Here is an 11,501-nt window from a genome sequence, read left to right on the forward strand (position 1 = left end):
CGCGCTACGTAGTGGCGAAGGGAACCCGCGAGTTTTGCCGCGGGACGCCGTCAATGGACCACCCGCCATGAGCAATCTACTATTGACGATAGTAGGTTGTTGATCGACACTGTCCCAGACCGCTCGATCCGAGCATAGGAGAACTCCATGAGCTTGGCGCCGTTCCTCGTCGTAGTTCTCGGAATTCCAGCAGGAATGGCCGCCATAATTGGACTGATGACCGCGGGCAACGAGAGAAAGAGCCGAGTTGACCGACCGATGCGACGCATGCGCGCGGAGATCAGTCGACTCAATTCGGAGAACGCCGCACAGTAGCCCGGCACGGCATCGACCATGCTCACCGCCGATACACTCGTGCTGCATCTCATCTCGCAACCACGAGCGGGACCACGGACGTGGGGTCAAGATCCTTCCTCGGGAGAGGCGACGTCGTGCAGCCAAGGTCGGGCGCGAGAATCGAACTCCCAACGCAACACCAAATCGGATCTCATCACACTGTCCACGTCTTCCGACTGACCAGACAGCCGGCTTCCACATCGGGGCCGGAATGCGTCATCTCCCCTCCTGACATCCCGGCAAGCTTCAACCTACGGAAGGAGCGCGTCGGGTCGGGCGGGGAGTCGACCGGTTTCGAGGAAGATGATGCGTCGTCCGATTTCCACAGTGTGGTCGCAGAATCGTTCGTAGAACCGTCCGAGCAGGGTGATGTCGACAGCAGCTTGCACTCCGTGCGGCCATTGTTGGGCTTGGGTGACGGTGAACAGGCGCCGGTGCAGTTCGTCCATGACCGTGTCGGCGGCCACAAGCTCTTGCGCGTGAGCAGAATCGACGTGCCGCAGTATTACCTGGGTTTCGGTCGCCCGAGCCACTGCTGTCCTTCCCATGTCCGCTACGACTGCCCGCGCTTCGGGCGGTACGGCCGACGTCGGGTGGCGCAGGCGCGCGATCTTGGCGATGTGGACGGCCAGTGCGCCCATACGTTGCAGACTTGCGGCGATGTGCAAACCGCCAACGGTAAATCGGAGGTCATGTGCCACAGGGGCTTGTAAGGCGAGAAGTGAGAATGACTTGTGTTCCCAGTCGGAGGCGGCCCGCTCGAGGTCGGTGTTCGCGTCGAGTACTCGCTCGGCGGTGCGAAGGTCGGCATCGAGGAGGGCTGCCGTTGCCTCCGACATCGCTGTCACGGTGAGCCCGCACATCGACGCCAGGCCACACGAGAGGTCGTCGAGGCTGTCGGCGAAATGTGTGCGCATCTCATCACCCTAGATGTGTACCCAGCGGTTGTTTCGTCTTCAGTTCGATCCGGGGCATCGGGTCCATTGCGCCTCTTCTCGGCCTCCGTCCGGGCAATACCGTTTCTGTGCCCGCCGGTGACGGGTAGAAATGGATTGAAGCCGACAGCCGTAATGGGTGCTGTCGGCGAGGTGCCTGTGGTTAAGCAGTCAGCCGCAGGTGCCGACCACAACGCGATTCAGTCTGTCATCGGTCACAAACCGAGCAGCAGCTGATCGAATTGCGAACGCAACCCACCGAGTAGAGCGAAGTCTGCGCGAACACGGGCGCTCAACTGCTCGGACACCTGGCGGAGTTTGACGTTCTTCTGCTCCAAGCGCCAGATGAGAATGTCGAAGGCCCGCTCCGCGGAAATTCCGTACACGATCATCAGCATCACTTTGGCCTGCTCGATCGCTCCACGGGAGCTACTGATCTCATCGACCAACTCGTCGACCGACTCCCTGACCCATGCGGTCGAGCGTTTCGGTGACGTCTATGTAAAGACCGGCACTACCGATTACTTCGTCGTTGCCGCCGAGGATGCTGTCGCCCACCACGATTCACCGATCTCGTCACACCATTTGTGTCGACGATGCGATGTCTACTACTGAACGGCCCAAACTGGTCGCCGCCGGCACCGCCCTCTACGAGGCGTGAGGCATTATCTTCCTCGAAGACCAACTCGCGGAAGCCCGCCGCATCAACACCGAACTTCAACAGCAAGAAAGCGGACCCGGCGCATCACCCGAATACGCCCAGCACCTCCGACATCACCCCTCCCCCAATACTCTCCGCTACGCCACCACACCCACCTTCGCGGACTGCATCTTCACAGGGCGGATCTGTCCGAGCGGAAACGTCAGGAGTCGAACGCAGACAATGCTTTCGCTACAGTCGATCAATGCAGCACCATCCCGACGTGGCGTTGCACTCGGCCCACCGAACGCGATGTCGCGCAGGCCGAAAATTCGGTGGGCCGCCTCTGACTGCGCGCCCGTCGACCCTGACACCGGGCCGCACGGCCCATCAGGTCGGACGTCTCACCCTGACCTGGTGAACCACGGTGGAACTGTGTCCCCCCAACTGGCGAAAACACATACCCTCGCTCGGCCGCCGAAAACATGGGTACAGAAGAATTTCACCCCGGACAGCGCCTAGGAACCTTCGATCTTGCCGCAACGCCTGGCCGGGGGCAACGCCTAGAACACACACTCGTCTACGCGACCCCCATGGTGGCAGACATGGATTGATGGTGTCGACGTGTGCTCAGCACGTACCCGTGCGATCGCGTCGCGTTTCACTCGCGAGTGCATGGCAGCATTTTCCGAAATGAGGAGAGTGGGGCAAAGCACCACGGCAAACAGGACAAACCTCACCTCGACCGCCCGCGAAGCGTACGGCCTAGTCGTACACGTCCGGGAGCGGGCGCCGGCATCTACCGGTCTCATCGGTCCTCTGCCTTGTATGGTCGTCGAGACTGCCCTCCCGGCGTCAGCGCCCCATCGGTTGGGTAGAGCACATATGGTCCTGCAATGATGCACGGCCCAATCTCGCAGTTGCACCGAAAGCTCGCTCTCACTCGTCGATCTCGGCCAGAGAACCACGAACGGCACGGAGGACCTCACGAGATCAGTCCGAAAGCGAACTCCATGCCACCACAGCATTTTTCGCCGTGTCGCAAAGTCAAGACGGTCGGTGCTACGCCTGCAGCGCAAGTTTTCCAATCTGTAACTTCGATTATCTGTGCGCTAGCCGCCGAAAAGCAGTCCAGTGCAAGCCGAACCTCTACGCAATACAGTCAGGAGAACCTGATGACACCACACCCGAAGAGGGAGCATCACCGTGATCCGTCAAACGCCTGAGTCCGCGGGCGTGAGTGGTTTCAGCGACCGCCTCAGTGCTCGTTGATCCCAGGCCCTTGATGAGTGTGTATTGCGCACCGATTCGACACCGTAAAATCGACCGGGAAGCCATGCAGTGCAGTTATTCGCGTAACACGCGAATCTCGGATCTCTCCATCCCAGGCATCGTCGTGATCGCGCGCAGCGGGAGTTGGCATGCCATGTTCGAGCCCACGAGCTTTCATTTCCCCGTTCACATAGTAGAACCGCGCCTTTTGATTCGGGGTGTGGCGATCAAACCTGTCGTACAAGTATTGGTACTCCGCGACCAGGTCATCGCCCGTCATTCGGTAAACCGACAGAGGCGCCTCGTCATTCGTCATCGAATCGCCTCCTTGATACAGCGGCGCCGCAAGAGAATCTCGAAGACCATTCCCCGGCCGAGCGGACTTCGCAACGTGGATTTGCGGTTGACCCACGGGACAATTACACACCTGTCTCCGACGGGGTCAAAGGATGATCCCAGCTTTCGATCGGCTTCGGTCATGCCACCCCAGGTTCCGTACGGCTCACCAGCACCCAGGGCATACTCGCGACAACTACCGAGCAGGGGCAGTTCTGACAAATCCGCCGAGTCGGCGAATCCCACCGGCTTCCAGCAGTAAGACCACCCTCCACCGGCACTCGAACCTCGCCTTCCGTCACGCCCTCACCCGAATAACCTATAACCAAACCCGTGACTGCATTCAAACAAGCAGCAGGAAGGCAAGACACGAAGGAACCCCCCGCCGCCTCGAACGCACCAGTCGCGCCCCGCGACGTAGCCTACGAAGATCATTCTTTGGGCACTCATACGTTGTCTTCGCTTCGAACGCCACCGTGGACGTGCCCGTCGAGCTTCAATTCGATCACGAATCGCTCAGCTCAGACCGGCGTAGGAGTGCAATCCGGACACGACCATGTTGATGATGAACAGATTGAACAGCATCGAGACGAATCCTGCGATGTTTATCCAAGCGGCTTTGGTCTCGCGCCAACCTGCGGTCGCTCGGGCGTGGAGGTAGGCGGCGTAAATCACCCAGGCGATAAACGACATCGTCTCTTTGGGATCCCACCCCCAGAACCGACCCCAGGCTGCCTCCGCCCAGATCGCGCCGAGGATGACTCCGATACCAAAGAGAGGGAAGCCGACGATGACGGTTCTGTAGGCCAACCGGTCGAGTGTCTGGGCGTCGGGCAAACGACGAGCCATCGAACCTACAGGCCCGCGGCGCTCCGCGCCGGCGGGCTGTCGGATCCGTAGTAGGAACGCGAGGCTGGCCACGCCGGAAACCAGGAAGACGCCGCTGCCGATGCTGACGATTGTGACATGGATCGGAAGCCAGTAGGACTGCAGAGCCGGAACGACAGGCGCTGCGTCGGCGTAGAGCAGGGTTGCCGCAACGAACATCAGGATTAGGACCGGCGCCAGAAGAAAAACCCACATCGCGCGGTATGTCTGCCCACGCAGAAACACGATGCCAGTCGCCGTTGCGGCCGCGGTGGCCATGGTGACGAACTCGTACATGTTGCCCAACGGGAAACGTCCGGTTGCGAAGCCACGCAACACGATCGACACAAGGTGCAGTCCCAAGCCCACGACGAGAACCGCGGCACCCATGTTGCCGAGACGCTCGGGCACTGGCTTCGGCGGAGCCGAAACGATCCGTCCGGGCACTTCCGGCGACGGCGCCGAGACTCCCCCTGCCGCCACAAGCTTCCTGCTCCCCAACTCGAACCGGTGGACGTGGTCGGTGCGTGTCGCGGCGTAGTGCCAGATCAGCAACACGAGGGCTAACAGATACACGGCGAAGGCCGACTGGAACGACAGGTCACTCAGCCTGGCAATGGTTTGGTTGATGGGCACGGTGGGTCCTCTCCTGAGCCATCCGGGTTCTCAGATCAGATGCGGCCGCACCCGTCCAGCGAGTTTCTACTACTCGTACGTCATTCGTGGTCCATTAATCCGTGCCGCAGACTTGGCAGAATCGCACAACCTACAATTCCGTCTGGGATGCGCCGGACCCGCCGTACGCGTCATTGCCCGACCTCGGCGCACTGCGGTTTCGATCAGTCGTCCGTTCAGATCAGCATGCCCGTAGAGGTCGGCGAGGGCACATATTGACTACTATGCCCGATAGTAGTCAATGTTGTGTGGCTCAACGGGGAGTCACCCGGAAAATGAGGCTGCCGTCGGATACCGCGTTCCGCGGCGCTGAGTGATATGCCAAACCCCTCAGGGCGCAAGGGCTCGCTGACGCAACGAACATTGCCATGTCACCGAGCGAACACGTTGACGCATTGATCTGCTGACCGACCCTCCGGGGACGCGACTTCGCGCTCACGGCAACGCTTCTAGGTGCACTGGACCACGTGCGCGATAGATGGGCGGATGTATGAATACGCTCACCAAAGGCGGGGTCGACCGTGCATCCGCATTGAGCCTCTGCTCCGACAACCTCACAACCCGAACCGCTACGCCAGAAGTCGCCGAGCTTGAGAGTCGCCCCAAACGGCTCCCAAACCGGACTTTACATGCATAGGTGCGCATGTAACAATACCGGAGCGGGAAGGCTTGTCCGCGAAGCGAGAAGGTGGCGTGCTTGAAGTTTTGGTCGCGAGTTTCAACCATGCAGATGCGTCGTCACCGGCGAACTGAGTCGCAACTGACCGAGCCGCGCCGAACTTAGGCCACGCTTGTCCGTCCACCGACCTTTCAATCGGACATCAATAGCCGTCGCGCGAGTGTGCGCATCCTGCGTGGCTCGTCCCACCACCCACCGACGCGAGGAGTGCCGATGACCGAGTCAGCGACCGACGGAGCCCCCACGCATCCGGTGATCCATCTCTCACAGCTACTGAAGCGACCAGTGATCGCACGGAATGGGGACATCGTCGGCGCCCTAGACGATCTGATCGTGCGATTGCTCGGCGTGGACACCTACCCGACGGTATCCGGGCTGGTAGTCAATGTCGGTGGTCGGCGAGTGTACGTTTCTGTCGAACGGATCGAGCACCTCGACGGGGACCGGGTGATGCTGGCGCAGAACAAGGTGGACCTGCGCGGGTTCGAGCGCCGCGAGGGCGAGGTACTGCTGCGTTCCGACGTCCTTGGCCATCGGCTGATCGACGTCCCGGCCGCGGAGCTGGTGCACGCCTACGACATCGAACTCGAGAACCCCGGTCACGGGTGGGTACTCGCACGGCTCGACACTCGCCGCCCGGCCCGGTTCTTCGGCTTAATCAAATCCCATGGAGGACACGCCAGTCGGGATTGGAAAGCGTTCGAACCCTTGATCGGCCACAAACACAGCATGGTAGTGCGGCGGGTCGGCGGGCGAGTCGGCACCCTTAAACCGGCGCAGATTGCAGATCTGCTCGAGGGCGCAGACAAGCGCGAGGGTGGGGAAATCCTTGACCGCGTCCACACCGACCCCGAGCTTGAGGCGGACGTTTTCGAAGAGCTCGACCCGGGCAAGGCCAACAAGCTGCTCGCCGACATGAGCGACGTCGAGGTGGCCGGTGTGCTTGGTCTCATGCGCGCAGACGACGCCGCCGACGCAGTCGCAGAGTTACGACAGTCCCGCCGTCGACGAGTGCTCGATCTGATGCCGGCCGGCCAACGCACGAAGGTGATCACACTAATGGGGTTCAATTCGTCCAGCGCCGGCGGCCTGATGAGCGTCGACGTCATCTCCTGCGCCGCCACCGCCACTGCGGCGCAGGCCCTGTCGGCAATCTCAGCAGCACGGTCCATGCAGCCCGAGGCTCTGCTGAAGGTGCACGTGCTCACCGACGCCGGCCGGCTGATCGGGGTGGCGTCGGTCATCCGGCTGCTGCAATCGGAGTCGGTGACCCCGATCGTCGACATCATGGACACCGACCCTGTGCGCGTGACCCCCGTGGCGGACCTAACCGAGGTGGCGGTGCTGATGGCCGACTATAACCTCGCGACGATCCCAGTCGTCGACGATGCCGACCACGTCGTCGGCGTGGTCACCGTCGACGATGTCCTCGAGGCCTCCATCCCCGACGACTGGCGACGGCGAGAACCTGCACCGAGGCCCATCGTCGAGCGCGCCACCGACCACCCTACGACCAACACCACCTCCACAGATCCAGGCGGTGATGACCGTGGCTGAACCCGAGATCACCGACGCCACCCCGGCACATACGCCTGTCGGTATGCCTGAACCGCGACCGTCCGCAGTCCTCGATTCCGCGCACCTCGGCGACATCGAGGGGGCGCTCGGAAGAATCAGTTTGTCCGACAAGGAATCTCGCCGCACTTTCAAGGCTCGGATGCTGACCATGTTGGCGATCGTCGGGCCTGGCCTCATCGTCATGGTCGGTGACAACGACGCCGGCGGTGTTGCCACCTACGCGCAGGCCGGCCAGAACTACGGGTACTCGCTGCTTTGGGTGTTGCTATTGTTGATTCCAGTGCTGATCGTCAACCAGGAGATGGTTGTCCGACTCGGGGCGGTGACCGGGGTGGGGCATGCCCGGCTGATAAACGAGCGCTTCGGCCGCGGGTGGGGCTGGTTCTCGGTCGGCGATCTGTTCGTATTGAACTTCCTGACCATCGTCGCCGAGTTCATCGGAGTTTCACTGGCCGCCAGCTACTTCGGCGTCTCACGGTACATCGTCGTGCCGACCGCTGCGGTCGCGTTGATCGCGATCATGGCCACCGGCAGCTTCCGCCGCTGGGAACGTGCGATGTTCGTCTTCATCGCCGTCACGGCGGTACAGATCCCGATGCTGCTGCTCTCACACCCAGACTGGGGTCGCGCTGCCCGAGACTTCGCGATTCCGGGCGTCCGAGGCGGGATCACCTCGGACGCGGTGTTGTTGATTATCGCAATCGTCGGCACCACTGTCGCGCCGTGGCAACTGTTCTTCCAACAGTCCAACATCATCGACAAACGGATCACCCCGCGGTTCATCAGCTACGAACGAGCCGACACCGTCCTCGGGGCGCTGGTCGTCGTCGCCGGCGCAGCGGCATTGATGATGACCGCCGACTACGCCGCCCGCTCAACTGGCAGTGTCGGAGAATTCGTGGACGCCGGCGACATCGCGCGCCTACTCAGCGCGAATGGTTCCGTCCTCGGCCCGATCTTCGCGATCGTGCTTCTCGACGCCTCGATCATCGGTGCCGCTGCGGTCACTCTGTCGACCAGCTACGCCTTCGGTGACGTGTTCGGGATCAGCCACTCGCTACACCGAGGGTTCAAGGAGGCCAAACCCTTCTACCTCTCATACGGTGCCATGGTCCTCCTTGCCGCGGGGATCGTGCTGATCCCCGGCGCACCGCTTGGACTGATCACTACCGCCGTGCAGGCTCTTGCCGGACTGCTCCTGCCCAGCGCGAGCGTGTTCCTGTTGCTGCTGTGCAACGACCGGCAAGTACTCGGACCCTGGATTAATCCGCGCTGGCTCAACCTCGTCGCCGGGCTGATCGTCGCGGTCCTGCTGATGCTCTCGGGAATCCTCATGGCCACCACCGTTTTTCCCGACCTCAACGTGGTGACCGCCTCAATATACCTAGGGATAGCGTTGGTCGTCGCTGGCATCGTCGCAACAGTTGGCGTGCGGTGGCTCGACCGGCGCCGCGGCGTAGTCACCGCTCTGCCCCCTGACGTCGGGCGAGAGGCAAAGATGCAGTGGCGGATGCCGCCGCTGACGCTGCTCGAACCGGTCGTGTGGTCCTCCGGAACGAAACTGGGCATGCTGGCCTTGCGGGGCTACCTCGTCATCGGCGCGATACTTCTCGTGGTCAAGGCTATTCAACTCGGCAGCCGATAGGATGCCGAGCCGCAGCCAAATGAGAGTGCGAGTACCAGCAGCTCGGGAGTCACCACCACGCGGGATGCCGGTCTCGATGCCGTGCTCGAGAACCTCACGGTCGCTGCGCCGCAGACCCAGGCAGAACCGGTAGGTGACGAAGAACGCGATCGGGGGGCAGCAGCACCATGCCGATTCGGCCGATCCACATCATCGCGTTCAGCGAGATGTTGAACTTGTACGCAATGATGTCGTTGACGCAGGGGATCGTCAGACCAGGTAGAACGCGATGACCATCGCGCCGATCGCGGTGCGGACCGGAACGTCCCGCGGACGCTGCAGCAGGTTTGCCTGCGTGCGGTGGTAGTCGGAGATTCAGCACCGATCGCAGGGCTCGCGGGTTCGGATGCTGCGCTTCCTCGTCGTGGTCGTGGTACTGATGGCCGACTATAAACTCGCGACAATCCCAGTCGTCGGCGTGGTCACCGTCGACGATGTCCTGCCGCCGGGCAGAACAACTTGACTCCGTAGCCGGGTACAGGGTTCACAATGGCAACATGCGTAGCAGTGAACTGGCCACCCTCACGGGTGAATGTGCAGACGTTGCGGTACTACGAACGGCGCGGACTCCTGCAGCAGCCTCCACGATCCGCCTCGGGATACCGCTCATATCCGGGATGAGGCGGTCGAGATTATCCGGTTCGTCAAACGCACCCAGGAACACGGCTTCAGCCTCGAGGAGATCAACGAACTTCTCCACCTCTACGGTGGCGGACCGGACGATTGCGACGCAGCGCGGAGACTCGCCCAGAAGAAGATCGCCGAGCTCGACGAAAAGATCCGAGATCTGCAATGCATGCGGGCCTCATTGACCGAATTCGCTTCCACCTGTGCACTACCGCGAGCTGACCGGCACTGCCCCATGCTCCAGACATTGCACACCGACGAAGGAACACCATGATTCAACTCGAAATTTTGCAAGTCCTGGACTGCCCCAACGTGCCGCTCCTCGAACAACGAATCGAGCAAGCTCTCGCGGGTGTATCGATCGAATGGGAACTGCGCCACCTGGTCATCGAGGATTCCCAATCAGCAGCACTCGCGGGTATGGCCGGGTCTCCGACGTTGCTCGTCGACGGCCACGATCCCTTAGCCGAGTCAAATCAGATCCCGAGCGTGTCCTGCAGGCTCTATCGCGATGCCGCGGGCGCTGTCGACGGCGCTCCTACTGTGTCGGCGCTGAGGAGAGCATTCGGAATGGATTGACCAACGTGGACAGTCGTTGACTGCTGCTCCGAATTCGGCTTCGGCAGCAGCGATCGCCGCGACCTAGCCCCTTCCCGGGTGACACCGGGGGATGAAGGAGGCTTCATCTATGCCGGCGTGGCCGCGGGAAACTTCTTCACGCGGTGCGCGACGCGCGACGCCTCTCATCTACGACCATCACCTCGTCGTTGATCCGGCGTCGCAACGATCGGAATGCGATCGCAGAGATGGCGAATCCGAGCAGCAAGGCCCCGAACAGTGACAAAGCGCCGGGGATTTCGAGGTCGAATACGGCGTTGATTCCCATGACGATCACTGCGAGCCCAGCGATCAGGGCGAGTCGAGCTGCGGTGTAGTACACCATCAATCGCACAAGCTTCGACCGTGCGATTCGTGTCATTCGCGTCGGCGGCCCTTGATGTGAATCCAGTGCTGGAATTTCGGGGCGGGCCGACGAGCTGGGACGACCCTCCGGGGCGGATTGACGTTTCACAGTGCTCGATTCAATAGTTGGACTCGGGCCCCTGCCGCTGCTGAGCGAGGGCCGGTGGAAGAACCAATATAGCTACTATGCACAATAGTAGTTCAGTGTTGTTCCCCGATTCGCCGCACCATACTTGGAGGAAGTGTATGCAGGCACGGTCGCGATGGCTCATGTTCTTCTTGGCCGTGATCGCCCTCCTTGTCGTGGCAATCTGGCCTCGATCCGAACCAACCGAATCCCACTCCCCAACCCGACCGCAAATGCCCCCGGCCGCATCCCAAGACGACGGCGAAGCTCTCGACCCGAGCTTCACATCTGCGACCGCAGCAGCGAAGGTTTCCTGCCCTGCGGCCCCGGCGGCACCGCCCGTGAACGGAAAACTCCGGGGAATCAAAGCGACGTGTCTTGGCGAGAGCACTGAAGTCGACCTCGGCGCAGCGCTGTCCGGGGAACCCACCTTGATCAATCTCTGGGCTTCGTGGTGTGGGCCGTGTCGATCGGAGATCCCGGTTCTGAACGATTACGCAGGCAGCCCCGGCGCCATCCGTGTGGTCGGCGTCAATGTCCAGGACGACATGTCAGCAGCACTAGCACTTCTCACGGACGCCGGCGTGCGCTATCCCTCGTTCGCCGCCATCGACGACGTCGGAATTGCACTGTCGGCGCCGCCAGTTCTGCCGCTGAGCTTCCTCGTCCAACGTGACGGGTCCGTCGACCAGGTCACAGCCCCCATGGTTTTCGAAAACACGGACCAAATACGCTCCGCCGTAAGTGAGTTGATGAAATGACAGTCCCCACACCCACGCGAC

General features: G+C 61.7%; 13 protein-coding genes and 1 pseudogene. 7 read left to right on the forward strand and 7 right to left on the reverse strand.

Going from position 1 to position 11,501, the window contains the following annotated elements:
- The first annotated feature begins 147 nt into the window (after positions 1-147).
- Positions 148-315 (forward strand): hypothetical protein, encoded by a 168-nt coding sequence (locus AC1Q6C_RS29245; RefSeq protein WP_155419211.1) that lies wholly within the window; start codon positions 148-150, stop codon positions 313-315.
- A gap of 272 nt (positions 316-587) precedes the next feature.
- On the opposite strand, the gene phoU is transcribed toward AC1Q6C_RS29245, so the two are convergent.
- The 5 genes from phoU to ccsB all read right to left on the reverse strand — a co-directional run bounded on the left by phoU (position 588) and on the right by ccsB (position 5,022).
- Positions 588-1,253: a phosphate signaling complex protein PhoU gene (phoU, locus tag AC1Q6C_RS29250; protein ID WP_047270619.1), complete on the reverse strand. Its 666-nt coding sequence runs from the start codon at positions 1,251-1,253 to the stop codon at positions 588-590.
- Positions 1,254-1,486: 233 nt separating this feature from the next.
- Complete coding sequence (locus AC1Q6C_RS29255) at positions 1,487-1,720, reverse strand: ANTAR domain-containing protein (protein WP_054827431.1); 234 nt, start codon at positions 1,718-1,720, stop codon at positions 1,487-1,489.
- A gap of 1,449 nt (positions 1,721-3,169) precedes the next feature.
- The gene (locus AC1Q6C_RS29260; RefSeq protein WP_054827429.1) at positions 3,170-3,499 is read right to left on the reverse strand and encodes a hypothetical protein; all 330 of its coding nucleotides are present in this window, start codon (positions 3,497-3,499) and stop codon (positions 3,170-3,172) included.
- Positions 3,496-3,765, reverse strand: a complete 270-nt coding sequence (locus AC1Q6C_RS29265) for a WhiB family transcriptional regulator (protein ID WP_052959928.1) — start codon at positions 3,763-3,765, stop codon at positions 3,496-3,498. The genes AC1Q6C_RS29260 and AC1Q6C_RS29265 overlap by 4 nt, the downstream gene beginning before the upstream one ends.
- A 270-nt stretch (positions 3,766-4,035) precedes the next feature.
- Positions 4,036-5,022: a c-type cytochrome biogenesis protein CcsB gene (gene ccsB / locus AC1Q6C_RS29270; protein WP_047270614.1), complete on the reverse strand. Its 987-nt coding sequence runs from the start codon at positions 5,020-5,022 to the stop codon at positions 4,036-4,038.
- A gap of 931 nt (positions 5,023-5,953) precedes the next feature.
- Here ccsB and AC1Q6C_RS29275 point away from each other — a divergent pair.
- Together AC1Q6C_RS29275 and AC1Q6C_RS29280 are read left to right on the forward strand one after the other, a co-directional pair.
- A complete protein-coding gene (locus AC1Q6C_RS29275; protein ID WP_047270613.1) occupies positions 5,954-7,297 on the forward strand; it encodes a magnesium transporter MgtE N-terminal domain-containing protein in 1,344 nt (447 codons plus the stop codon).
- Between the two features lie 43 nt (positions 7,298-7,340).
- Positions 7,341-8,963 carry an Nramp family divalent metal transporter gene (locus tag AC1Q6C_RS29280; RefSeq protein WP_047270656.1) on the forward strand — a complete coding sequence of 541 codons (1,623 nt, stop codon included), beginning with the start codon at positions 7,341-7,343 and terminating at the stop codon, positions 8,961-8,963.
- A 63-nt stretch (positions 8,964-9,026) separates the two neighbouring features.
- Here AC1Q6C_RS29280 and AC1Q6C_RS29285 read toward each other — a convergent pair.
- A pseudogene (locus AC1Q6C_RS29285) lies at positions 9,027-9,290 on the reverse strand (cytochrome bc1 complex cytochrome b subunit); the annotation flags it as partial.
- A 201-nt stretch (positions 9,291-9,491) separates the two neighbouring features.
- Here AC1Q6C_RS29285 and AC1Q6C_RS29290 point away from each other — a divergent pair.
- The 3 genes from AC1Q6C_RS29290 (at position 9,492) to AC1Q6C_RS29300 (ending at position 10,208) form a co-directional block, all read left to right on the forward strand.
- On the forward strand, positions 9,492-9,623 hold the full coding sequence (locus AC1Q6C_RS29290) for a MerR family DNA-binding transcriptional regulator (RefSeq protein ID WP_223304459.1): 132 nt from the start codon (positions 9,492-9,494) through the stop codon (positions 9,621-9,623).
- 61 nt (positions 9,624-9,684) lie between these two features.
- On the forward strand, positions 9,685-9,903 hold the full coding sequence (locus AC1Q6C_RS29295; protein WP_256670292.1) for a MerR family DNA-binding protein: 219 nt from the start codon (positions 9,685-9,687) through the stop codon (positions 9,901-9,903).
- A complete protein-coding gene (locus AC1Q6C_RS29300; protein WP_047270607.1) occupies positions 9,900-10,208 on the forward strand; it encodes a hypothetical protein in 309 nt (102 codons plus the stop codon). The genes AC1Q6C_RS29295 and AC1Q6C_RS29300 overlap by 4 nt, the downstream gene beginning before the upstream one ends.
- A gap of 136 nt (positions 10,209-10,344) precedes the next feature.
- Here AC1Q6C_RS29300 and AC1Q6C_RS29305 read toward each other — a convergent pair whose 3' ends face one another.
- Entirely contained in the window at positions 10,345-10,608 is a 264-nt protein-coding gene (locus tag AC1Q6C_RS29305; RefSeq protein ID WP_080961187.1) for a DUF4229 domain-containing protein, read from the reverse strand.
- A 344-nt stretch (positions 10,609-10,952) separates the two neighbouring features.
- Between AC1Q6C_RS29305 and AC1Q6C_RS29310 the strand changes: the two genes are divergently transcribed.
- Positions 10,953-11,480 carry a TlpA family protein disulfide reductase gene (locus AC1Q6C_RS29310; RefSeq protein WP_442971568.1) on the forward strand — a complete coding sequence of 176 codons (528 nt, stop codon included), beginning with the start codon at positions 10,953-10,955 and terminating at the stop codon, positions 11,478-11,480.
- Positions 11,481-11,501 lie beyond the last annotated feature (21 nt).

The organism is Rhodococcus sp. MT28 (assembly GCF_058792695.1).